At 70.6% G+C, this 23,399-nt stretch carries 22 protein-coding genes; 9 read left to right on the top strand and 13 right to left on the bottom strand.

Features of this window, described 5'->3' with window-relative positions; translation table 11 throughout:
* Positions 1–205 precede the first annotated feature (205 nt).
* The gene (locus tag ACH34S_RS37775; protein ID WP_395957708.1) at positions 206–973 is read left to right on the top strand and encodes a FadR/GntR family transcriptional regulator; all 768 of its coding nucleotides are present in this window, start codon (positions 206–208) and stop codon (positions 971–973) included.
* 203 nt (positions 974–1,176) lie between these two features.
* Here ACH34S_RS37775 and ACH34S_RS37780 read toward each other — a convergent pair whose 3' ends face one another.
* The 4 genes from ACH34S_RS37780 to ACH34S_RS37795 all read right to left on the bottom strand — a co-directional run bounded on the left by ACH34S_RS37780 (position 1,177) and on the right by ACH34S_RS37795 (position 6,509).
* The gene (locus ACH34S_RS37780; RefSeq protein ID WP_395957709.1) at positions 1,177–2,952 is read right to left on the bottom strand and encodes a dipeptide ABC transporter ATP-binding protein; all 1,776 of its coding nucleotides are present in this window, start codon (positions 2,950–2,952) and stop codon (positions 1,177–1,179) included.
* 1 nt (position 2,953) lies between these two features.
* Positions 2,954–3,883 carry an ABC transporter permease gene (locus ACH34S_RS37785; protein WP_395957710.1) on the bottom strand — a complete coding sequence of 310 codons (930 nt, stop codon included), beginning with the start codon at positions 3,881–3,883 and terminating at the stop codon, positions 2,954–2,956.
* Between the two features lie 11 nt (positions 3,884–3,894).
* Positions 3,895–4,815, bottom strand: coding sequence for an ABC transporter permease (locus ACH34S_RS37790; protein WP_395957711.1), 921 nt, complete (start codon positions 4,813–4,815; stop codon positions 3,895–3,897).
* Between the two features lie 161 nt (positions 4,816–4,976).
* Entirely contained in the window at positions 4,977–6,509 is a 1,533-nt protein-coding gene (locus ACH34S_RS37795) for an ABC transporter substrate-binding protein (RefSeq protein WP_395957712.1), read from the bottom strand.
* A gap of 262 nt (positions 6,510–6,771) precedes the next feature.
* Here ACH34S_RS37795 and ACH34S_RS37800 point away from each other — a divergent pair, with 262 nt between their 5' ends.
* Positions 6,772–7,236, top strand: coding sequence for a hypothetical protein (locus ACH34S_RS37800; RefSeq protein WP_395957713.1), 465 nt, complete (start codon positions 6,772–6,774; stop codon positions 7,234–7,236).
* 112 nt (positions 7,237–7,348) lie between these two features.
* Here ACH34S_RS37800 and ACH34S_RS37805 read toward each other — a convergent pair whose 3' ends face one another.
* The 3 genes from ACH34S_RS37805 to ACH34S_RS37815 form a co-directional block, all read right to left on the bottom strand.
* Positions 7,349–8,377: a LacI family DNA-binding transcriptional regulator gene (locus ACH34S_RS37805; RefSeq protein WP_395957714.1), complete on the bottom strand. Its 1,029-nt coding sequence runs from the start codon at positions 8,375–8,377 to the stop codon at positions 7,349–7,351.
* 204 nt (positions 8,378–8,581) lie between these two features.
* Positions 8,582–9,211 carry a fasciclin domain-containing protein gene (locus tag ACH34S_RS37810; protein WP_395957715.1) on the bottom strand — a complete coding sequence of 210 codons (630 nt, stop codon included), beginning with the start codon at positions 9,209–9,211 and terminating at the stop codon, positions 8,582–8,584.
* Between the two features lie 44 nt (positions 9,212–9,255).
* The gene (locus ACH34S_RS37815; RefSeq protein WP_395957716.1) at positions 9,256–10,824 is read right to left on the bottom strand and encodes a molybdopterin-dependent oxidoreductase; all 1,569 of its coding nucleotides are present in this window, start codon (positions 10,822–10,824) and stop codon (positions 9,256–9,258) included.
* A 100-nt stretch (positions 10,825–10,924) separates the two neighbouring features.
* On the opposite strand from ACH34S_RS37815, the gene ACH34S_RS37820 reads away from it, so the two are divergent.
* Positions 10,925–11,527 carry a sigma-70 family RNA polymerase sigma factor gene (locus ACH34S_RS37820; protein WP_395957717.1) on the top strand — a complete coding sequence of 201 codons (603 nt, stop codon included), beginning with the start codon at positions 10,925–10,927 and terminating at the stop codon, positions 11,525–11,527.
* Positions 11,524–12,234, top strand: a complete 711-nt coding sequence (locus ACH34S_RS37825) for an anti-sigma factor domain-containing protein (protein ID WP_395957718.1) — start codon at positions 11,524–11,526, stop codon at positions 12,232–12,234. Before ACH34S_RS37820 ends, ACH34S_RS37825 begins: the two co-directional genes overlap by 4 nt.
* Before the next feature lie 37 nt (positions 12,235–12,271).
* Here the strand turns inward: ACH34S_RS37825 and ACH34S_RS37830 are convergent, their stop codons facing one another.
* The 6 genes from ACH34S_RS37830 to ACH34S_RS37855 form a co-directional block, all read right to left on the bottom strand.
* Complete coding sequence (locus ACH34S_RS37830; protein ID WP_395957719.1) at positions 12,272–12,994, bottom strand: class I SAM-dependent methyltransferase; 723 nt, start codon at positions 12,992–12,994, stop codon at positions 12,272–12,274.
* A 5-nt stretch (positions 12,995–12,999) separates the two neighbouring features.
* Positions 13,000–13,986 carry an ABC transporter substrate-binding protein gene (locus ACH34S_RS37835; RefSeq protein WP_395957720.1) on the bottom strand — a complete coding sequence of 329 codons (987 nt, stop codon included), beginning with the start codon at positions 13,984–13,986 and terminating at the stop codon, positions 13,000–13,002.
* 45 nt (positions 13,987–14,031) lie between these two features.
* Complete coding sequence (locus ACH34S_RS37840) at positions 14,032–14,826, bottom strand: ABC transporter ATP-binding protein (protein ID WP_395957721.1); 795 nt, start codon at positions 14,824–14,826, stop codon at positions 14,032–14,034.
* A gap of 7 nt (positions 14,827–14,833) precedes the next feature.
* Complete coding sequence (locus tag ACH34S_RS37845) at positions 14,834–15,940, bottom strand: FecCD family ABC transporter permease (protein WP_395957722.1); 1,107 nt, start codon at positions 15,938–15,940, stop codon at positions 14,834–14,836.
* A 117-nt stretch (positions 15,941–16,057) separates the two neighbouring features.
* Complete coding sequence (locus ACH34S_RS37850; protein WP_395957723.1) at positions 16,058–16,261, bottom strand: hypothetical protein; 204 nt, start codon at positions 16,259–16,261, stop codon at positions 16,058–16,060.
* 6 nt (positions 16,262–16,267) lie between these two features.
* Positions 16,268–17,536: an MFS transporter gene (locus ACH34S_RS37855; RefSeq protein WP_395957724.1), complete on the bottom strand. Its 1,269-nt coding sequence runs from the start codon at positions 17,534–17,536 to the stop codon at positions 16,268–16,270.
* 253 nt (positions 17,537–17,789) lie between these two features.
* Here ACH34S_RS37855 and ACH34S_RS37860 point away from each other — a divergent pair, with 253 nt between their 5' ends.
* The 5 genes from ACH34S_RS37860 to ACH34S_RS37880 all read left to right on the top strand — a co-directional run bounded on the left by ACH34S_RS37860 (position 17,790) and on the right by ACH34S_RS37880 (position 23,394).
* Positions 17,790–18,956 (top strand): cytochrome P450, encoded by a 1,167-nt coding sequence (locus tag ACH34S_RS37860; RefSeq protein ID WP_395957725.1) that lies wholly within the window; start codon positions 17,790–17,792, stop codon positions 18,954–18,956.
* A gap of 265 nt (positions 18,957–19,221) precedes the next feature.
* Positions 19,222–20,757, top strand: a complete 1,536-nt coding sequence (locus ACH34S_RS37865; protein WP_395957726.1) for a M28 family peptidase — start codon at positions 19,222–19,224, stop codon at positions 20,755–20,757.
* Complete coding sequence (locus ACH34S_RS37870) at positions 20,754–21,815, top strand: aspartyl/asparaginyl beta-hydroxylase domain-containing protein (protein ID WP_395957727.1); 1,062 nt, start codon at positions 20,754–20,756, stop codon at positions 21,813–21,815. The genes ACH34S_RS37865 and ACH34S_RS37870 overlap by 4 nt, the downstream gene beginning before the upstream one ends.
* Before the next feature lie 5 nt (positions 21,816–21,820).
* Entirely contained in the window at positions 21,821–22,594 is a 774-nt protein-coding gene (locus ACH34S_RS37875) for a class I SAM-dependent methyltransferase (protein ID WP_395957728.1), read from the top strand.
* Positions 22,595–22,635: 41 nt separating this feature from the next.
* A complete protein-coding gene (locus ACH34S_RS37880) occupies positions 22,636–23,394 on the top strand; it encodes a sulfotransferase family protein (RefSeq protein ID WP_395957729.1) in 759 nt (252 codons plus the stop codon).
* Positions 23,395–23,399: the final 5 nt, after the last annotated feature.

Consider the following 23,399-nt stretch of genomic DNA (forward strand, 5'->3'; position numbering starts at 1 on the left):
CCGACGTCAGGTCATCAAAGACCGGCGCTCGCCCGAATGTCAATGGACCGGCTACCATGAGGATGGAGGTCCAACCCCTCGGTCGGACGCCGCTCGCGCCGCCGGAACCGTGCTACGACTGCACGGAGAGCGCGGGCGGAGACAACCGAACGCCGGCGACGAAGACCGGCGTGAGACACGGATTGGGGCACGACAGGTGACGCCGATGTCGCACGGTGAGCCCAGGCTTGAGCCGCTGCGCTCCGAGCCGATCAAGGAACGTGTGATCCGCGAGCTGTCCCGGCAGATCGAGGAGGGCGCGTTCCAGCCCGGCGACCAGCTGCCGAACGAGCGCAACATGAGCGAGCAGCTCAAGGTCAGCCGCGGCACGGTCCGGGAGGCCCTGCAGTTCTTGCAGACCCTGGGGCTGGTGGAGATCCGGCATGGCGTCGGCACCTTCGTCCGCTCCTCGGGCGACTCCCGGCCGTTGCGGACCGAATGGCGCCAGTGGACCGCCCGGCACGCCGACCAGGTCCACGACATGCTCGAGGTGCGCAAGGGCCTGGAGTCCTTCGCCGCCGAACTCGCCGCCCAGCGCGCCACCGAGGCCGACCTCGCCACCCTCGACGAGGCGTTCGCCCGGATGGAGGCCGCCTTCCACGACCGTGACCTGATCGCGATGGTTCAGGCCGACGTCGAATTCCACCGTGCGCTGATCGCCGGGGCGCACAACGAAGCGCTGCTCGAACTCGCGAACACCATGGGCGAGCAGCTCCTCCCGGAGCGCGGCGCCACCTGGGACCTGCCCGAGCGGCCCGAGAAGTCCATCACCGAACATCGCGCCATCCGCGACGCGATCCGCTCTCGCCGAGGCGAACTCGCGCGGTGGCACGTCATCGCTCATCTGGAGAGCGTCGAGCAGGACATCGCCGGCTCCCTGGCCCCGGACAACCGCCCGACCCCCGTCCCGGATTCCACCCCACCGCCCCCCTGACCTGCTTCCCTGGTCACCACCGAAGGCGGCGACCACAGCGCGGTCACGCAGCAGCAGTCCCAACGTTAGACGTCGGCTGCCGCCCCGACCGGAATCACGATGCCGCCACGCGCAGCCCGTCCGGGACACGCTCGGTGTCGAAGACTGCGTAGTCGAAATCCTGCCTCCAAGAAGCTCACCGAACTCCCCAGGTGAGACACGCTCTAAACCGTCGGCTCGAACGCATCGGGTATTTCGAGCGTGGCGGCGACAAGACCCTGCGTGTAGGGGTGGGAGGGTGCCGTGAGGACGGAATCGGCCGCGCCTGACTCGACGACCCGTCCCTGGTTCAGCACGACGACGCTGTCCGCGATGCTGCGCACCACCGCCAGGTCATGGGTGACGAAGATCATCGACAGTCCGTCGTCGAGGAGCGAACGCAGCAGTTCCACCACGGACGCCTGCACCGACACGTCCAGGGCGGACGTCACCTCATCGCAGATGAGGAGCTTCGGTTCGCACACGAGGGCGCGCGCGATCGCGACGCGCTGGCGCTGGCCTCCGGACAGCTCGGCCGGGTAGGAGTCGGAGAGCCGTGAGGGCATCTCCACCCGTTCGAGCGCCTCCCGCACCCGCTTTCTGCCGTCGCGCGCGCTCATACCGAAGTAGTGCCGCAGTGGGACGAGCAGGCTGCTTTCCACGCTGCGATGGGGATTCAGGGAGGCGTAGGGGTTCTGGGAGACGTACTGCAGTTCGCGGCGAGTACTTTTACCGCGTTTCCCCGCCCTGGCCGGAATCGGGCGGCCCTCGAACGTCAGAGTCCCCTCCTGCTCTTCGTGCAGGCCGATGAGGCAACGCGACATGGTGGTCTTGCCACTGCCCGATTCGCCGACGAGGGCCAGGCATTCGCCTCGGGCGAGGCCGAAGGACACATCGAAGAGGATCTGCCTGCCGCCATAGCCGGCGTTCATGCCGGAGACCGAGAACACGTCTGGTCCCGCGTCGGCGACCGCGTGCGTCTCGTGCGAGCGCTGCGGCGCCCGGGGCTTCCGCATCACCTCCTCCGTGCGCAGGCACCGGGCCAGCGTCCCCGACGGCGCTGGCACGAGTTCGGGACGGGTCGTCCCGCACTCGGCGACGGCGTGGTCGCAGCGCGGCGCGAAGACGCAGCCCCGCCGGCTTTCAGCGGCGCTGAGGGCGCGCCCGGGAATCGGGACGAGCCGGTGCCGGTGGGTCGCCGACGGAACGGCGGCCAGCAGGGCGCGGGTGTAGGGGTGGGCGGCGCGGAGCAGCACGTCCTTAGTGGTGCCGCTCTCGACCACCTCGCCGCCGTACATGACGGTGACGTGGTCGGCGACGTCCGCCACGACGGCGAGGTCGTGGGAGACGTAGATCGCCGCCATCTCGTGCTCGCCGCAGAGTTCGCGCACCATCTCCAGCACGCGGGCCTGGGTGGAGACGTCGAGTCCGGTCGTCGGCTCGTCGAGGACGATCAGCCGCGGTCCGGCCGCGACCGCCATCGCGATGGCGACGCGCTGCTGCTGGCCGCCCGAGAGCTGCCGAGGACGGCGCTTGAGGAACGCGTCGTCGCTCGGCAGTCCCACGGTTTCGAGGAGCCGCCGGACGCGCGGCAGCGCCTCGCGCCTGGGCCGGCGCAGTCCCTCGGTCAGCTGGGTCGCGAGGCTCAGGCTCGGGTTCAGCGCGGTCGCCGGGTCCTGCGCGACGTGGGCGACCCTGCTCCCCCGTGCACGACGCAACTCCCCCGGCGGCAGGGCGAGGAGGTCGACGCCGTCGATGACCACCCGGCCGCCCGTGATCGTCGCGCCCTTCCGGGCGAATCCCAGGAGAGCGAGCGCGAGGGTGCTCTTGCCGGAGCCCGATTCGCCGACCACGCCCATGACCTCGCCCCGGCCGAGCTCGAAGGAGACGTCCTGGACGATGTCGTTCCCCATGGCGCCGGCCGTCACGGTGACGCCGGAGACCTCCACCTCTTTCGCCATTTCAGCGCCTCCCTTCCGTACGGCCGACGGTCCTGGCGACGGACTCGGCGATGAGGTTCCCCCCGAGCGCCATCATGAGGATCAGCGCGATCGGTGCCAGGACCGGAAGCGGAGCGACCGAAAGGCTGTCCTGGTTCTCACCGACCATCAGGCCCCAGTCCGCCGCGGGCGGTGCGATGCCGAACCCGAGATAGCTCAGCGAGGCGATCGCCGCCACCGCCCAGACGAGCCGCATGCCGGCCTCCACCATGAGCGGCGAGGTGACGCCGGGCAGGACCTCCCGGACGAGGATGTGCGCCGGCGGCAGCCCGTTCGCCCTCGCCCAGAGCACGTACTCGCTGCCGATCACCGGGAGGGCCGCTCCGCGCATCACGCGGGAGACGCCGGGCACGAACGCCACGCCGACGAGGACCGCGGTCAGCAGCGTGCTCTTGCCGAGCATGGAGACGAACAGGAGCACGAAGATTATTTCGGGGAAGCTCAACAGGACGTCCATGCCGCGCATGAGCAGCGCGTCGATGATCCCGCCCTTGTAGGCGGCGGTGAGGCCGACGAGCGAGCCGAGGAACGTGCCCAGGCCCGCGGCGAGGATCGCCATCCACGAAAGGCTGAGCCCCCCGTGCAGGAGGCGGCTCAGGACGTCGCGGCCGAGAATGTCGGTGCCCAGCGGGAACGTCGCGCCCGGATGCTCCAAAGGCCGCCCGACGATCGCGTCGGGAGCATGGCGAGCGAGAAGGGGCCCGGCCACGACCATGAGGGCGACCGCCGTGAGGAGTGCCAGGCCGAGCCGGGCCTGCCCGGTGCGAACGGCCCGGCGGAGCAGCGAGAGGCTGCTCTTCCCGCCTGCCGTTGCGACGGCGGCCGGCCGCGCCGCGTCTCCGGTCACCGGATCGCCGGACGGCGGCGGATCGGATATCTGGTTCGTCGTCATCGCCTGCTCCTTCATCGCGACCTGCTCATTACCGCGAAGACGTCCGCGAGAAGGTTGAAGAGGTAGTAGGTGGTCGCGAGGATGAGAATGCATGCCTGCATCACGGGCAGGTCATGGGCGTTCACAGCGCCGACCACCGCCGTTCCGAGCCCCGGATAGGAATAGACGTCCTCGACCACGACGATGCCCGTGAGGGTGATCGCCGCGACGAGGCCGGCCGCCGGAAGGCTGGCCGCAATCGCGTTGGGAAGGGCGTGCCGGAACAGAATGCGGGGGCCGCTGAGCCCCTTCAGTACCGCCGTCTGGACGTACTCGCTGTTCATCGCGTCGATGAACGAGGCGCGGACCAAACGTCCCAGATACATGACACCCATGAGCGTGAGTGTGGCGACGGGGAGGACGAGTTCCGCCGGATACCACCAGGGCATGTCTCCGGGCGGGATGTTCGAGACGCCCGGGAGCACGCTCAGCACCGACGTGGCGAAGAACGCGATCAGCAGCATTCCCACGACGAATGAGGGGAGCGCCGTGAAGAGCGAGGACACCGCGACGAATGCCTTGTCCAGAACGCTGTCGCGCTTGTGGGCGCTGAAGACGCCGACGAGCACGGCGAGCGGGAGGATCAGGGCCATCGAGACGAAACCCAGGGTGAACGAGTTGAACATCCTCGGCCCGATGATCCCGGTCACGGGCTCGCCGTTCTCCAGGGACGTTCCCATCCGCCCGGTGAGCATGCCGGTGAGCCATTGCCAGTACTGGGCGGCGAGCGGCTCGTCGAGCCCAAGCCGCCGCCGTAGAGCCGCCACCTGCTCGGCCGTCGCGTCCTTGCCGAGAATGATCCGGGCCACGTCTCCCGGCAGCGCCTGCGTCACGAGAAAGAGCAGCACCGAGACCAGGAACAGGACGAGCACGCCGACAAGAAGCCGGCGCACCAGCCATGAGAGCGTCGCGCTCTCCGGCCCCGGTCGTGAAATGCGTTGGAAAGCGCGTATCCGCGTCGCCAGTGAGGACATGACAACCTGTCGTTCGGGTGCGGTGAGGGGCCGCCCGCCAGGCCGGACCAGGCGGCCCCATTCCAGGGATGAGGGAGGTGTCAGCTTCCGACGGTCACGTTCGTCAGGAAGGAGAGCGGGCGGCCGCTCACGTCCGTCACCAGCCCGCGGACCTTGCTGCGATAGGGCAGGAGGACGTCGACGAACGCGGGCGTGATCATCGGCCCCTGCTCGTACTCGATCCTGTGCATCTGATTCATGATCGAGCACTGCTGCGCTTCGGGCGCCGAGAAAAGTCTGCCGGCGAGCTTGGCGAACTCGGGATTCTCCCAATGCGCGGCGTTCGCGACACGCCGGGGCAGCAAAGAGGTGATCACATACGGCAGGTAGGGAAGCGTGTTGAAGTCGATGTACGCCGGCCACTTGCCCCATTTCGACAGGAACTCCTGCGGAGTGACGACGTTGACGTCGACCTTCACGCCCGCCTTCGCCGCGTTCTCGGAGAACACCTGGGCCAGTTCCTGCATACCTGGCAGAAGGCCGTCCGTCGCGATCGAGAACGACAGGTCGCTCTGGCCCGCTTCAGCGAGAAGTTTCTTCGCCTGCTGGATGTCCTGCGTGCGTTGAGGAACGTCCGGGGCGGGGCATTGCGGCGTTCCCGCCTCGTGGTCGTTCGCCACACGCGCGTACCCGCCGAAGGCGTTGGACACCACCTGCCGCCGATCGAGGAGGATGCGCAGAGCCTGCCGCACGCGTACGTCCCCGAAGGGCGCCACCGTCGTGTTGAAGCCGATCCGTAGCGTGAAATCGCCCTTGCTGTCGAGGAGCTTGATGTCCTTCTTTCCCGCCAGGGACTTCGCGATGGTCGGGGTCGCGCTTGAGGCGATGTCGACCTCGTCGGAGAGAAGGGCGTTCGCCTGCGCCTGCTGGTTCTGGTATTCGATGATGTCGACCGCTTTGAGCTTGGGCTTGGTGCCCCAGTAGCCGTCGAATCGTGCCAGCTTGGACTGCCGCCCAGCGGTGAAGGTCTTGACGGCGAACGGCCCGGTCCCGATCGGCTTCCCGGGCACCGAGCCCGCCTTGGTCATGGGCAGGAAGACGTTCGCCCAGAGGTCCTTGAACGGGCCGAAGGGTTCGCTCAGGCCGACCCGGACGGTCAGCGGGTCCACCGCTTCGACCGCGTCCGGCTTGATCTTCTCCAGGAGCGCCAGCCCCTGGACGGCGTGCTTGGGGTCGCGCAGGTACTTGATGCTCGCCACCACGTCGGCGGAGGTGAAGTCGCTCCCGTCGGTGAACTTGACGCCGGGGCGGAGCTTGATCGTCCACTCGGTGAGAGCCGCGTTCGGAGTCATGTCGGTGGCGAGGCGCCATTCGAGCTTTCCCGCGGGGCTCAGGTGGGTGAGGCCCTCGTACAGCAGAGAGCTGCGAAGTTCCTGGGTGGGGGTCTGATTGCTCGCGTAGGGGTTCAGGGTCTCGCCCGTGTCGGTGGCGGCGGCGATGCGTAGCGTGCCGCTCCTCCCGTCCTGCGCCCGTTCCGGAGGGGCGCAGCCTGCGAGGGTCGCGGCCGCGAGAGCCGCGCCGGTCGCGGCGGCGAGCGGTCTGATCGAGAAACGTCCGGCCGGCGTGCCTGGCACGGCGGCTGGTCCGGAGCGTGGGGGTCTGCGCAACACCGGGTCACTCCCGTTCCGAGTGGATGGATGGTCCACGTTCTAATCCGTTAGATCGGCTTCCCTCTGTCTGACCCCTGGCGAAGTTCGCCCTAGAGTACGTCGTCCACTGGCCTGGGGGAAGAGGTTCCATGAATCCCTCAGCCGACATGATGAGGGATGGTCTAATCGATTAGATTCTTGCTACTCTCGGCGCTGATCGCCGGGAGAACCACAGGAAGAGGGACCGATGGCCAGTCCGTATGAGCGCCTGTTCGTGAGGAAGATGCAGAACTGCATCGAGGACCTCGTCAACGAAGGAACCGCCGCCGGCGTCGTCGAACCGGACAACGTGGGCGAGCCGCTCGCTCTCATGCGAGCGAAGGAGGTCCCGAGGAGCAAGATCCACCTGACCTACACGTGGATCGGGAAGTGCGACAGGCCCGTGCAGTGGGTGAAGGAGCACGAGCACGACTATGACGAGGTGCTGATCTGGCACGGCAACGACCCGGACAACGTGGACGACCTCGGGGCGGAGATCTACCTCGACATCGAAGGCGTCCGGCACACGATCACCACGAGCGGCGCCGTCTACCTCCCCGCAGGCGTTCGCCACTGCCCTCTCGGGTTCAACCGCGTCGACCGGCCGTTCCGTTTCAGCGCGCTGTCATTGAGCCCGATCTACAAATCGGACGAGCACGAGCTCAAGCCGTAGGGCAGCTCGAAGGCCGCCGCCGGCCCCGCCGTGCGCTCGCGCGGCGGGACCGCGCCGTGCAGCCGCGCCGCCGCGCTCGACCTGAAGGATTGGAACGGGCGGGCCGCCGTGCTCAGCAGCCGCAGGTCACGCCGATGCTGAGGGTGCCGTCCAGGACCACCGACCCCGCCGACCCGCCGCCGTCGTAGAACGTGTCCTCCAAGGCGTCGAAGGCGCGGACCGCGAGTTCTTCGAGCGGGAGGCAGATGGTGGTGAGCGGAATGCTCCCGAACCGCGCCTCACGGACGCCGTCGAAGCCCACGACCGCGAGGTCGCCGGGGACCCGCAACCCGAGGCTCGTCGCCGTGCGGATCGTCGCGAACGCCTGCTCATCGGTCGTGGCGTAAATCGCCCGGGGCCGGTTCCCGCCCTCCAGGACGGGACGCACCGCCCTCTCCGCCTCGACCCTGTCGAACGGGACCCGGACGAGCCTGCCTTCCGTGGGCAGCCGCGCGTCTTCCATCGCCTGGCGCCAGCCGCCCTCGCGGCCTTTCGCCGGCCCTGCCTCGAGTTCCCCGGCCACGCAGAAGACATCCTCGTAGCCGTGCCAGAGCAGGTGCTCGACGGCGAGCCTCGCGCCCTGCAGGTCGTTGAACGTCACGCTCGGCGAGGCGGTGTCGGGGGAAGCCCACTGAACGTAGACCCTGGGGGTCTCGTCCTCCTGCCGCGGCTCTTCGCCGGTCGTCACGAAGATCCCGCGCGGCCGCAGCTCCGAGAACGCCTCCCCGTAGTCGTCCCCGAGGGACGCGCGATAGCCGGTGTTGCCGAGCAATGTGAGCAGGCCCCGGCGGCGCCCCTCCGCCTCGACGTAGCGGGAGAGTTCACCGAAGAAGGCGTTCGCCGTGTCCGGAACCAGCAGGCCGATGAGGTTGGACCGGCCACCGCTCAACGCGCCGGCGAGGGGGTTGCGGCGGTAGCCGAGCATCTCGATGGCTTCTTCGACCTTGACCCGAGTCGCTGCCGAGACCGGACGGGGCCCGCTGTTCAGCACGTAGCTGACGACGGCCGTCGAAGTCCCCGCGAGGCGGCCGACGTCCAGAAGAGTGGGCCTGCGCACGGGACGCGCCGTGCCCTTGGCTCCCCCGCCCCTGCTCCCTGCCATTTCGTGCAACCGCCCTGGTCCCGGAGATCGCGCCACCGCCTGCGACGTGATCGCGCCTTCACCTTAGATTACGCGGAATCGGCTTGCCGAACCGCCGGTGATGACTGCGCGGCACCAGGCCGATGAGCTTCCATGACAAATGCTGATCTCGGGCGGGCGGCCGGGGCCCGGCTGCGCAGGGTCCCGGCCCGTCGGTTTGGCTGGCTACTTGGGTGGCATCAGGACGGTGTCGATTATGTAGACGGTGGCGTTGGCGGTCTGGACGTTGCCGCACACCACGTTCGCGTTCTCTTTGCCGACCGTGTACGCATCGCCCGAGCCGGCGGTGGTCAGGCCGGCGCCCTGGAGGGTTTCGAAGCTGCCGGCCGACAGGCCGCCGGGCGTGATCTTCTGGCCGACGACGTGGTAGGTCAGGATGCCCTTCAGCGTCTCCTTGTCGGCCAGCACCTTGTCGAGCGTGCCCTTGGGGATCTTCTTGAACGCGTCGTTGGTCGGCGCGAACACGGTGATGTTCTGGGCGGAGTTGAGGGTGTCGACTAGCCCGGCCTGCTTGACCGCGCTGACCAGCGTGGACAGGACCGGGTTGTTGGACGCGGCGGTCGCGACGGGGTCGGCGGACATGCCGCTGAAGCTGCCCTTGCCGGACGCGGGGACGGCCGAGCACGCGGTGCCGAACGGCGTGTCCGCCGCGGCGGCGGTGCTGGCCGGGGCCGGAGCGGACGTGCCGGGGGACGCGGCGGTGGAGCTGCCGTCGTCTCCGCCGGAGCAGGCTGTGAGCCCGGTGGTCAGGGCCGCCGTGGCCAGGACGCCTGCGGCGATTCGGGTGTGCTTCATGGTGGACTCCTTCGGGGTTGGAGAACTGTCGTCGGCTGCCGGGGTCAGGTCACGGTGACCGCCACCGAATGCCAGCCGGTGGCCCCGTCCGGCAAGGGCGGTGACCGGTGCTCGGGTTGGGTCGTCCCGGTCCCGTCGGTGGCGCGGACGCGGAGCGTGTACGAGCCCGGGACGGCGTCCCACTCGGCGACCCACTGCCGCCAGGTGTCGATGCCGGGGACCGGGGCGAGCCGCGCCGGACGCCAGGGCCCGTCGTCGACCTGCCATTCGACGGCGTCGATGCCGCGGTGCTGGGCCCAGGCGGTACCGGCGACGGCGACGGGTCCGGCCTTGAGGCGGGCGAACGGCTTGGGGACGTCGATGCGGGAGAAGGTCTTCACGGGCGCTTGTTCGGCGTAGCCGCGTGCCGTCCAGTACGCCTGGTCTGTGGCGAACCGGGTGACCTTGAGGTCGATGACCCACTTGGTCGCCGACACGTATCCGTACAGGCCGGGCACCACCATGCGGGCGGGGAAGCCGTGCGCGACCGGCAGCGGCTCGCCGTTCATCCCCACGGCCAGGAGCGCGTCGCGGCCGTCGAGCACGGTCTCCAGCGGGGTGCCGAGCGTCATGCCGTCGGACGAGCGGGACAGGATCTGGTCGGCTCCCGGCAGCACCCCGGCCCTGCGGAGCAGCGGCGCGAGCGGCGCGCCGAGCCAGCGGGCGTTTCCGGCCAGGTCGCCGCCGACCTGGTTCGACACGCACGACACGGTGATGTCGCGTTCGAGCAGCGCCAGGCGGAGCAGGTCGTCGAAGGTCAGCTCGGCGGGGCGGGCGACCAGCCCGTGGATCCGCAGCGTCCAGTCCCGGGGATCGACCTGGGGCAGGGCGAGCGCGGTGTCGACCCGGTAGAAGTCAGGGTTGGCGGTACGGAACGGCGTCATGCCGGCGACCCGCACCTGGGCGCCCGGCGGGACCGAAGGCGCCGGGCCGGCCGGACGCGGCAGCCGCACGTTCGCCCGGATCGACGAGACGTCACCGCGGCGCAGGAGTATCCGCCCGGATACGCCGCTCACCGCGGCGACGCCGATCACCCCTGCGCCCGTCAGCACCCGCCGCCGACCGACCTCGGGCCCGGCGTCCTGCTCCGGCGTGGGGTCGCTGGACACGGAGGCGCGGAACAGGCGGGCGCCGGGGGTCAGCAAGGTCAGGGCGGCCATGCCCGCGAGCGCGCCGACCGTGGCCGGTACCGCGTCCACCGGTTCGGCGACCGGTCTGGTCAGCGCCGCGACGACCCCGACGGTTCCGAACGCGGCCAGCCCGGTCAGGCCCCAGGCGAGCCGGTGCCGGCCGAGCAGCCCGACGGCGAGCGCGGCCACGGCGATCCCGGTGCCGAGGCCGATCAGCAGGACCGTCTTGTCGTCGCTCCCGAACCGGCGGATCGCGAAGTCCTTCAACCACGCCGGGGTGAGGTCGATGAAGCCCGCTCCGACAGCCAGGAGCGGAGAGGACGACGCGCGTCCGAGCGCACCGGCCGCTAGCTCCGCGACTCCCATCGCGGCGGCCGCGGCGAGCAGCCCGCGCAGCGCCGCGGCGACCCGCCGCAGTCGCCCGGTCGCTCGTCTCGTCGTCACATCGGGTGTTCGGGACCGGGCGACGGGTGGATGGGTCGAATTCTTCAACGATCTCCCGGCCCATCCTTGAGGGCGTCGGCACCGAACCACAGGTGTGGAGATGACCCAGCCGACCGGCAAGCCGCCCAGAACACTGAAGCCGGTCAGTGGCGCGCCTGGGGAACCGCCCGACCTGGCCGAGCTGCTCGGCCAGGTCGCTCGCGGCGACCAGGACGCGTTCGGGCAGGTGTACGAGCAGCTGTCCGGGCCGGTGTACGGGCTGGCGCTGCGGGTCGTCCGCGACCCGGCGCAGGCGGAGGAGGTCGCGCAGGACGTGCTGGTCGAGGTGTGGCGCAAGGCGTCGCACTACCGGCCCGAACGCGGCAGCGCGACGTCCTGGATCCTGACCGTGGCGCACCGCCGCGCCGTCGACCGGGTCCGCTCCAGCCAGGCCGACCGCGACCGCGAGGAGCGCACCGCCGCGCCCGCGCCCGACTACGACGAGGTCGCCGAAGAGGTCGGCACGCGGCTGGAACACCAGCAGGTGCGGCGCTGCATGCGCGGCCTCACCAAGACCCAGCGCGAATCGATCGCCCTGGCCTACTACGGCGGCTACACCTACCGCGAGGTCTCCGAACTGCTCGGCGTCGGCCTCGCCGCCGTCAAGACCCGGATGCGCGACGGACTCATCCGGTTGCGCGACTGCCTGGGAGTCCAGCCATGACCCGCGACCCGCACGACCTGGCCGGGCCCTACGTCCTGGACGCGCTCGCCGACACCGAACGGCGCCGCTTCGAGCGCCACCTGCCAGGCTGCACCGCCTGTGCCGAGGAGGCCGCCGGACTCCGCGAGACCACGGCCCGGCTGGCGCTCGCCGCCGCCCAGCGCCCGCCGGACCGGCTCCGCGGACGCGTCATGGCCGAGATCGCCCGGACCCGGCAGTCTCCGCCTCCGCTCGCCCGCCGCCTGCCGTCCGCCCGCGCCCGCGGGCTGAGCCGGCTCGCCGCGGCGGCATGCCTGGTCCTGGCGCTGACCGGCGGCGGCGTGACCTGGCACCTCCACCGCTCGGCCGACCAAGCGCTGACCCTGAACCGCCAGGTCACGGCGGTGATGACGGCACCAGACGCGCACACTTCCACCGCGCGCGTCCAAGGAGCCGGCGCCGTCACCGTCGTGTCGTCGCGCTCGCTCGGCAAGGCCGTCGTCACCACGGCCAGGCTGGCGCCCTTGCCACCGGCCAGGGCGTACCAGATGTGGTGGCTCGGCCCGGCCGCGCCGCGCTCCGCCGGAACCCTGGACCCGGCGGGAACGCCGCGCCCGGTCGTCGCGGACGGCCTCGGGGACGCGCGGCGCTTCGGCGTCACCATCGAACCCGCCGGCGGCTCCTCCCGGCCGACCGGCCCCCCGTTCCTGACCCTCGACCTCGGCTGACCACCGCCGGCCCGCTCGGCTCGCCCTGGGGTGCCGCCTATCGCGTGCCGGGGTTCCGGGCGGTGATCAGGTGTTGCAGGGTGCGGCGGTGGTCGGCCGCGACGCCGTGGACGCCGTCGAGTTCGTAGAGCTCGGTCAGGGGCGTGACCTCTACGTCCGCGAAGCCGGCGGCGATGATCCTGTCCTGCCAGGCGGTGATGTCGTCCGCTTCGGCGAGCACCAGCGAGCGGCGGGCTTCGGCGTCGTAGGCGCGGGCCCGGGGGTCGGTGTCGGAGTGCCGCATTCCGCCGGCGTGCCAGGGGGCGTCCACGACGGCGAGGCGGCCGCCCGGCCGGAGCAGGCGGCGCCAGTTGCGCAGCGCGGTGTCGACGCCGGGCAGCGTCCAGAGGAGGTAGCGGCTGACGAGCGCGTCGAACGGGGCGCCTGGCGCTGCGGGCCTGACCGCGTCGCCCTGGACGAAGGTGATGTCGTGCCCGCGGCGGCGCGCGTTGTCGCGGGCGTGGTCCAGCATGGCGGGCGCGATGTCGATGCCCGTCACCCGGCGGCCGAGGGCGGCGATGGTGAGTGCGGCGTGGCCGGTGCCGGTGCCCACGTCGAGGACGGTTTCGGCGTCGTCGGGCAGTGCGTCCCGCCAGACGCGGGTCCATGCGGCGTCGTAGTCGGGGTGCGCGAGCCGTTGTTCCTGGAACTGCTGGTAGGCGGGGGCGTGCTGGTCCCAGTACCGGGTGATGCGGTCCTGGACGGGTGAGTCCGCGGACATGGCGGTCACTTCTCCTTGAAGTAGGTCGCCATGCGCTCCAGTCCGTCCAGGACGAGAGGTGTAGGCGGTTCGGTGAAGTTGAACAGCTGCACGTGGATCGCGCCGTTCTTCACCGCGCGCAGATCCTTGGCGCCGGGGATGTCCAGCAGCGCCTGCTTGATCTCCTGCTGGGTGCCGTCGGTGTGCAGCAGGATGATGGTGTCGGGGTCGCGTCCCAGCAGTTCCTCCATCGAGACCTCGAAGACGCGCTTGTCGGTCTCGGCGAACACGTTCTGGGCGCCGAGCGTCTTGAGCTGTGGTGTGGCCATGCTCTGGCCGCCGTAGGCCCCGACGGTCCCCTCGCCCCGGTAGGGCCACAGCACGGCGACCTTGCGGCCCTTCTGGTCGGCCGGCCCGGCCTGGACGGTCTGGATGCGCTTCTGGAGTTCCGCGACGGCCTGCTCGGCCTTGGCCTGCCGGTCGAAGACCCTGCCGTACAGCCGCATCTGCTGGTAGATCGTCTCGTAGCCGGGGTTCTTGATCCCGGCGGGGCAGAAGCTGGGCTCGTTGAGCACCGGGATGCCGACCGCGGACAGGGACTCGCGCGAGACGCCGTCCGGCAGCCCGAGCACCAGGTCGGGTTCCTCCGCGATGATCGACTCGGTGGAGATCTTCAGGTGCCCGTCGGAGCCGAGCCGGTCGGTGAGGGAGGGGACCTTGTTGACCGCGGCGAGGGTCTCCTTGGAGTAGTACTCCGGCGGGAACTTTCCGGCCCGCGACGACAGCTTGTCCAGCACACCGAGCGTGGACAGGTACTGCAGCGGAGCACTGTTGACGATCATGACGCGGGAGGGCGCCTTGTCCAGCGTGACGTCCACGCCGCAGTTCTTGACGGTGAAGGGGAAGTTCGCCGACCCGTTTGCCTGGTCACCGTCGCCGGAGCCGGACGAGCCGCAGGCGGTGAGCGCGGCGGCCAGCAGACCGGCCGTGAACCAGACGAGGCATCTCTTCATCGGGCGGGCTTCTCCTTGCAGGTGATCGGCGTGGCAGTGCGGGGGTCAGCCGGTGACGGTGGACACCGGGGCGGATTCGTTGTCGTCGAGCGGGTGGAAGAGGAACTGGATGCCGCGGGAGGTGTCGAGGCGTTCGACGCCGACGCCGTAGACGCCCTGGAGGAGTTCGGCGGTCAGCACGTCGGCGCACGGCCCGTGCGCGACGACGTCGCCCTCCTGGAGGACCAGGACGTCGTCGCAGTAGCGGGCGGCCAGGTTGAGGTCGTGCAGCACGATGACCGTGGTGATGCCGAGCCCGCGGATCATGGTGAGCAGCTCGTGCTGGAACCGGATGTCGAGGTGGTTGGTCGGCTCGTCGAGCACCAGATGCGTGGGCTCCTGCGCCAGCGCCCGCGCGATCAGCACGCGCTGCTTCTCGCCGCCGGACAGCCCGGCGAACAGCCGGTCCGCGAGATGCCGGGCACCGACCCTGCGCAGCACGGACGCCGCGATCCGGTGATCCGCCGCGCTGTTGCGGGAGAACGTCGTCTGGTGCGGTGCCCGGCCGAGCATGACCATGTCGGCCACCGTCATCGGCAGGTCGCCCACCGGCTCCTGGAGCACGACGGCGACCTGCCGGGCGAGCGCGCGGTGGGTGAGGGTGCCCAGCGGGCTCCCGTCGAGCAGGACCTGGCCGCGGCGCGGGGTCACGATCCCGGTGAGCATCCGCACCACCGTGGTCTTGCCGCTGCCGTTGGGCCCGAGCAGCCCGAGGATCCGGCCGGACTCGGCCCGCACGTCGACGTCGCGCACCACGGTCGTCGCGCCGTAGGCGTAGGTGAGCCCGCGTCCTTCGATCATGGGTGTCTCACTCGCTTCCGGCGTGCAGGCGGCGGACCAGGATGAGCAGGAACGGCGCGCCGACCATCGCGGTGATGATGCCGATCGGCAGCTCCTGCGGGCTCAGCAGCATGCGGGCGGCGAGGTCGGCCCAGAGCAGGAAGATGGCGCCGACCAGCGCGGCGACGGGAACCGCCCGGCGATGCGCGGCTCCCACGATGCGCCTGGCCAGGTGCGGGATCACCAGCCCGACGAACCCGATGCTGCCCGACGCCGCCACCAGCACCCCGATCGCCAGGGACACCAGGACCAGCAGCACCAGGCGGAACCGTGTCGGCGAGACACCCAGGGTGTGCGCGGTCTCGTCACCGATCGCCAGCGCGTCCAGCTGCCGTCCCCACACCGTGAGCAGCGCGATCACCAGGACGACGGCGGCCAGGACCACGACCAGCGGCGCCGACCAGTGCGCCAGCGCCAAGGTACCGAGCAGCCAGAACAGCACCGACCGGGATCCCTCGGCCGAGTCGGAGGCGAAGATCAGGAAGCTGGTGAGGGCGTAGAGCGCGTACCCGACGGCCACGCCCGTCATCAGCAACCGCGTCGAGGTGATCCGCCCGGCCGTGCGCGCTATCACGAAGACCAGCAGCGACGCGGCCAGCGCCCCCAGGAACGCGGCGATCTGCAGCGCGTGCTCGCCCCACCCCACACCGAACCCGAACAGGATCGCGGCCGCGGCCCCCGTCGAGCCGCCGGAGTTCACCCCCAGCAGGTACGGATCGGCGAGCATGTTGCGCACCATCGCCTGCAACGCCATCCCGGTCACGGCGAGCCCGGCCCCCACCGCCGCGCCCAGCAGCACCCGCGGCAACCGCACCCGCCAGACGATCGCGTCGTGCGAGGGCCGCCAGGTCACCTCGGCCGGGCTGCCGATCAGGTGATGACCCACGATGTTCAGCACGGTCAGCGGCGACACCGACACGGCCCCCATCCCGATCGCCGCGACGACCGTGCCGCAGAAGACCGCGACCAGCCCGAGCAGGAGCAGCACGTACCGGCGCCGCCGGGAGGACGCCCCCAGATCATCGTCGTCGGTCTCCGGAACCACGTCCGGCAGGACCACCGATGACGAAGCCATGCATCCCCTCCGTTAATGCATCTAATATGCAACAACTAAGGACATGCACTTACGACCTGTCAAGAGAGGACGACATGTGACAAACAGCTCGTCCGGCGACGGATCAAGAGGGCGTGGCTATTGGGCGCAGACCGCCGCCACGCCGACGTTCCAGTCGCCCGCGGTACCGCTCTCGTCCTCGACCGCGCTGATGGTGACCTGGTTCAGCGCGGAGTCGACGACGACGCGCTCGACATGCCGCCGCACCACCAAGGCTCTGATGGGCCGGGTCACCGGCGGTGCCGAGTTCGTCCAGTCGCGCCCGGTGGAGCTTGGCATCATCACCGATCAAGGCGCGGTCTTGGTGTCCGGTGAGGGAACCGAAGGCTCGGGCTTTCGGGGTGCCGGGTCGAGGTCTTCGGGCGGAAGGTCCTGCGGCTCGGGTTCGGCCGGTACGCGTACCAGCCAGACGGCGCACACGGCGGTGACCGCGGCCATGAGGACCAGCAGGACCCGGTAGTCGACGACCAGCGACAGTGCCGCGCCGAGGGCGATGGAGACGGTCTGCGGAGTGCTGACGGCGCCCATCGACGCGGTCAGCGCCCGGCCACGCAGGGCGTCGGGGGTTCGTCGCTGCACCGCCATGACCAGGCCGACGGTCGTCCAGCACATGCCGAAGCCGAAAAGGAACGCCCCCACCGCGACCGGGGGGATGGCGGGCGCCAGATAGACCAGGGACGCCAACGTGACCAGGGCGATGCCCAGCATCACCGTGCGCAGGTCGCCCACGCGGCGGATGGCGGCGCCCGCCGCCAGGCCGGCACAGACCGCGCCCGCGCCCTGCACGCTGCTCAGCACGCCGACGAACGCGGGAGCGCGGTGAAGCCCGTCGTCGACGATGGAGAAGATGAGGGTCTGGGAGAAACCCGTCACCAGCATGGCCAGGCCCAGCGCGCCCACCAGCGTGCGCAGTGCCGGGGACCGGTAGATGTGGCGCAGGCCCGACAGCACCTCTTTGCGCAACTCCAGCGCACCGGTGACATGACGCTGGTCACCGGGCGCCCGGATGAGCCACACGCATACGGCGGCCACCAGGAACGTCGCCGCGTCCAGCAGAGCCACTACGTGGCCGCCCGTCACAGTGAACAACGCCGCACCGAAAAGGGGAGCCAGCAGCTTCACTCCGTCGGCGGAGGTCTGCAGCAGGCCGTTGGCGTCGGGGAGTGCGTCCTCGTCCACGATCGCCGTGACGAGGGCGGCCTGGGTGGCGGTGATGATCACACCGGCGATGCCGTAGCAGAGGATGATCCCGTACAGCAGCCAGACCTGGCCCTCGCCGCGCACCAGCAGGCTGAGCAGCATGACGCCCGCCATCGCCAGGTTGGTCACGATGAAGATCTGGCGCCGGGGGAACCTGTCGATGAGCACACCGGCGAACGGGGCGAACAGAAACGGCAGGGCGACGAAGAAGAACGCGCCGCCCGCCGCGGCATTACTGCCGGTCAGCTCCTTGACCCAGATACCGAAGGCGATGATGAGCGCCCGGTCGCCCAGGGTCGACAAGGACTGGCCGATGATCAGGAGCCGGAACCCACGATTGGTCAGCAGAACCTTCACAGGCGGTCTCCTCGTCGGTGAGGCGAACCACAAGATCATGCCATAGCCGAGCGCGCAGGGAAATGGAAGACCGGTGGCCGGATCCGGCACTCGGCAATTTCGCCCTTCCCATTTACCATTCAGAAAGATCATGTGTCGGACGATCCATCGGACACCTGAGCGACAGCGCCGTCGTCCTCCCGGCTACCCGCACGGGCAGCGCCGGACGGGCCTGAGGCCGCTCGCCGGTTGCCGTCCGTGCGAGGAGGTCGGTATGTCGGAGGCGCCGGTCGCAGACCCCGCCGCGTTACTCGCGGAGCCCGCGGCTCTGCTGGATCCCTACTCCCTCTTCGGCCGCCTGCGCGAGAGCGCGCCCGTCTACCGCAGCGCCTTCCTCGACTCCTGGGTGGTGGCCGGGTACGACGACTGCGCCGCGGTGCTGCGCGACACGGAATCGTTCGCCTCGGACTGGCGCCGGATCGGCGAGACCGTACCGGAGCCGCTGCTGAGCATCCAGTCGCTCGACCCGCCCGAGCACACGGCCATCCGGCACTTCATGGTCGACGCGGTCCGCGGTCTCGACCTGGGCGAACTGCGCGAGCGCATCGCCGGGCAGGTCCGCCCCCGGGCCGAGCGGCTGCGCGCCGCCGGGGAGTTCGACTGCGTGTCCGACCTCACCGCGCCCCTCGCGCTGGACACCATCACCGCGGTGCTCGGGGTGCCGCCCATCGACGCCGCATGGTTCCTGCCCGTGTCGCAGACGATCGTGGACGGCATGGACGCCGGGATCTGGCCGGAGACCGCCGAACCCGCCGTGCAGGCCCGCGCTGAGCTGGCCGAATACACCGGCCGATGGCTGGACGACCCGCCGGCGGACGGGCTGGTGGGGCATGTGGCGGCCAAGTTATCCGGCTCCGGCATCGCGCGCCCGGTGCTGCTGAACACGCTGCGGGCCGTCCTGCACGCCGGGTTCGAATCGGCGGGGCGGCTGCTCGGCAACGCTCTGGTCGTCCTGCTGGACGCACCGGACACGTTGGAGCGTTTCGCTCGCGCCGACCCCTCACTCGCCGTGGAGGAACTGGTCCGGTACGTGACGCCCGTTCAGGCCGACGGGCGGGCGTGTGTACGGGAGACGCGCGTCGGCGGCCAGGTCATCGCGCCCGGCGAACCGGTGACGCTGCTGCTGGCCGCCGCGAACCGGGATCCGGCCAAGTTCACCGAGCCCGACGAGCTGGACTTCGCCCGCCATCCCAACCCGCATCTGGGGTTCGGCCGGGGCGCCCACTCGTGCCTCGGGCAGTCGCTGGCGACCCTCCAGGCACGGATCGTCCTCGGCCTGCTCGCGACCGAGTTCCCGGGCATCCGCCTCGCCGGCGAGCCCGTCTACCACCGGAATCTCACGCTGCGAGGCGTGGCTCGGCTCAAAGTCCACCTTGGGTGACCGACCTCAGCTCCGTCTTGACAGAAAGGAGGTGGCACGATGCGTTACCTCCACTGAGTGACATAGAGGGGTGCCCGGCATATCGGGGCACGCTTCCGACCTGCCCCGATATGCCGGGCATTCATTATTCACCACGCGGCCGCCCGCGGAGACTCCCTGCAGATATCAGCATGGTCTCTGTTTCTGGCATCGCATGTTTTCCTCTGGAGCACTGATGAGGGTGTTTGTGCGCACAAAAACAGCCTTGGTAACCGGCCTCGTCACCATGACCGCCATCATCCTTTCGGCCGCTCCACCGTCCGCCACGTCCCACGCCGCCGCAGCTTCACCCCGCACTCCCACGACCCCGCCCCATGCGACATCGGGCCACGCGGCGGCAGGTCCTTCGGCCGGCGGCAGGTCTGGGGACCTGTGGCTGGCGCGGCTGCTGGCGGAGTCCACCCGTGGCGGCGACGCGTGGCGGCACATACGGGTCTTTGACCGGATCGCCGCACGGAACGGCGGGGTGCGCGCCACCGGCACGCCGGGGTTCGAGGCCTCCGCGCGCTACGCCACCAGGGTGCTCACCGCCGCCGGCTACCGCGTTCACCAGCAGCAGGTGCCGTACACCGACTATCGGATCGACGCGGAGAGCGCGGCGGTGACCGCGCCCGCCACACGGCAGGTGCGCGCGCTGGTCATGCGCTGGTCACCCGTCACCCCGCCCGGCGGTCTCGACGCCCATCTCGTCGTGCCCCGGGCCACGGCGGGCGACGCCGCCGGATGCTCCGCCGCCGACTACGACGGGCTGCCCGTGGCGGGATCGATCGTGCTCGTCCGGCGCGGATCCTGCGGCTACACGGCACAGCAGCGCGTCGCCGCCGGGCTCGGCGCGCGGGCGATGCTGATCTACCTGGCCACGCCGAGTCCGGACAACATCTACCGGCTGCACGCGTTCAACCCGCAGGCGTTCACCATCCCGGTGGCCAGCGTCACGCAGACGCAGGCCGAACAGCTCGCCCAGGAGGCCGCGCAGCACCAGGTGCGGCTGCGTCTCGACCTGCGCGGGCACGAGGTCGCGGGAGTCACCACCAACCTGTTCGCCGAGACGCGCGGCGGCGGCGACGGCCGCACGGTCATGGCCGGTGCCCATCTGGACAGCGTGACCGAGGCACCCGGCATCAACGACAACGCCGCCGCGGCGGCCGCGCTGATGGCGACCGCGCTGCGGCTGGCGCCCCATCAGGACAAGGTGCGCCACAAGGTGCGGTTCGCGCTGTGGGGGGCCGAGGAGCTCATCGACATCGGCTCCTACCACTACGTGTGCAACCTGCCACCGGCCGAACGCGCCAAGATCGCGCTCTACCTCAACTTCGAACTGATCGCCGCGCCGAACGGGGTGCGGTTCGTTCTCGACGGGGACGCGAGCGAGCAGCCGCCGGGCACCCCGCCCGGCCCGGCGGGTTCGCAGGTCGTGGAGAAGGTCTTCAAGGACTACTTCGACGACGCCGGACTCCCCTACGAAAGCCACGACCTGCGGGCCGTCGGCTCCGACCACGAGCCGTTCATGGCCGCGGGCATCCCGGTCGGCGGCCTGAACGGCGGCGTCCTCGGGGTCAAGACGGCCGCGCAGGCGGCGCGGTTCGGCGGGACGGCCGGGCAGCTGTACGACCACTGCTACCACCAGCCATGCGACACGATCAGCAACCTCGACCGCCGGGCGCTCGGCGAGAACGTGCCCGCCATCGCGTGGGCCGTGGGCCGCTTCGCCCTCGACGTCTCCGACCTGCCCGCCGCCGGCGCCCAGGAGCAGCGACCATGACGACGTACCACCCGCCCATCGAATCGCTGGCGGATCCGCCCGCCGCCTACCCGCCGTCGTCGCCGATGCGGCTCAGCTTCGACGTCGATGCGCTGCGGGCCGACCTCGACCTGCTGCGGCACCAGCGGTGGCGCGCCCAGCGCGCCTACAGCCAGGACGGGACCGCCGCAGAGTCCGGCGTGGACTGGCGCATCCTGCCGCTGCGCAGCGTCGGCGGCGATCCGGCACGGACCGACCCGGGCGGCGCGGGCCTGACCGACTTCGCCGACACCCCATGGCTGGCCGACGTCCCGGCCCTCGCGCAGGTCATCGACTCCCTACCGGCACCGGTCCGGGGCGTGCGGCTGATCTCCCTGGGCGCGGGCGCGACCGTGCACGAGCACCGCGACTACAAGTACGGGTTCGAACGCGGGCTCCTGCGGCTGCATGTGCCGATCGACACCAACCCGGACGCCATCGTGGTCATCGACGGCGTGTCCGAGCACTGGACGGCGGGACGGCTGTGGTTCGGCGACTTCGGCCGAAGGCACTACGTGGCGAACGGCGGGGACCGCTCTCGGGTGCACATGGTGCTCGATTGCCTGGTCAGCCGGGAGATCGTCGGGCTGCTGCCGGACGAGTTCCTGGAGCTGCTGCCGCTGAGCGAGGTGATGTTCGCCCGCGATCCGGTGCCGCTCACCGCGTCCGACTGCGACCGGCTGTGCTGCCGGTTCCGGCTGCCGGGCGACTTCGCGCAGTGGTCGGAGGAGGAGGTCGAGGTCAGGCCCGACAGCGACGCCGAGGTCCTCGTGCACGAGGACCGGCTCGTCCTCGCCATCGACGGCGAGCCCGCCTTCGGCCTGGTGCATCTCGGGCTGGGCGAGTTCCGCCTCACCGGCTGGAGCGAGGAACGCACGATCGTCATCGAGTCCACCGGCCAGGTGCGGATCAGGGAACGCGCCGGCAGCGCTCTCCGCGAGTGGACACGTCCGGCACAGCCCATCCATGGCGGCCGGACGACGTCCGCCACGCACGATCAACTGACGACGCGCCCTCGTCCCGACCAGACAGGCAGGTGACTCGCATGTCCTCCCCCGCCCGGGTCGCTCCGCTCGGCACCGACCCGTACGCCTTCCAGCCCGGCTACTACGACCTCTTCCGCGCCTCCCGCGGCGAGGGCGCCCTCCCCGACCCCCGGTTCTTCGCCGGCCGCGCACCCCAGGGCGGACACGCGCTGGAGATCGGCGCGGGCACCGGCCGGATCACGCTGGCCGTGGCCGAGCGAGCCGCGACCGTCCTGTGCCTGGAGCGATCCGCCACCATGCGCGCGGTGCTGCTGGCCAAGCTCGCCGAACGCCCGCACCTGCGCCCCCGCGTCACCGTGCTCGACCGCGCGGCACCCCACTTCGACCTGGCCCGCCGCTTCGACTTCGTGTACCTGGCGGGTGTGCTGGAGCACGTGCCGCACCCCGAACGGCCCGCGCTCTTCGCGGCGATCGCCGACCATCTGGCCGAGGACGGCGAGGTGGCGATGGACATGGTGCTGTCGGAACCCGTACCGGACTGGCCCGAGCACGTCGCCGACGAGGCCACCCTCGGCGACTGCCGGTACGAGATGTCATGCGAGGCGCGGCCCGACGGCGCCGACCAGGCGCACCTGCGGTTCGTCTACCGCACCTACCACCAGGGCGATCTGGTGGCGACCGAAGTGGTGGAGCGCGCCCACTACCTGCACCGGCCGGACGCCGTCGTCGCCGACCTGGCGGCGGCCGGGCTGACCCCGATCGCCGGAACCGCCCTGCACCCCGTCGCCAACGGCGAAGACCCCGGCACTCTGGTCGCCCGCCGTACGACCTGACCGGCCCAAACGTCAGCCATTTCATCCTGAGGAGAGTTCGCGTGCAGGTCATCGGTGTCGGTTTCCTCCGAACAGGGACGACTTCACTCGCGCTGGCACTCGACCGGCTCGGGTACGGCCCGTGCTACAACATGCGGGTCCTCAACGCCGAGCCGGAGCGGGCCGCCGACTGGGCCGCCGCGATGGACGGGCGGACGGTCGACTGGGGGAAGGTGTTCGCGGGCTACGGCTGCTCCATCGGCTCGCCGGGCACGGCGTTCTGGCGCGACATCGTCGACGCGTTCCCGGACGCCAAGGTGGTGCTCACCGTCCGCGATCCGCACCGCTGGTACGACAGCGCCGCGCAGACCATGTCCGCCGTGCTCGCCAAGCCGCCGCTCCTGGTGCGGCTGCTGAGCTGGCGAGGCCCGCGCCGCCCCGATCCCGTGGCGGAGGTCCTCGACCGCGTGCAGCGGACGACGTGGCACCGTGAGATCGGCGGGCCGTTCGGCGGGCGCGCGGAGATGGCCGAAAGATTCGAACGGCATGTCGCCGAAGTGAAAGCGTACGTGCCCGAAGACCGGCTGCTGGTGTTCGAGGTCAAGGACGGATGGGCGCCGTTGTGCGCCTTCCTCGGCCTACCGGTCCCCGACGAGCCGTTCCCCCGGGAGAACGACGCGGCCACGTTCAAACGGCGGCAGCAGCAGGCCCTGAAGAGAACGCTGGTCCCGCGGATCCTCGCCACCACCGCGATCGCGACCGGCGCCGCGGTCACCTGGGCGGTACACCGCAGGCGGCGCCCAAGCCGACCCGGCGGATAGGCCGC

The organism is Actinomadura sp. 3N508 (assembly GCF_044326375.1).
GTDB lineage: Bacteria > Actinomycetota > Actinomycetes > Streptosporangiales > Streptosporangiaceae > Spirillospora.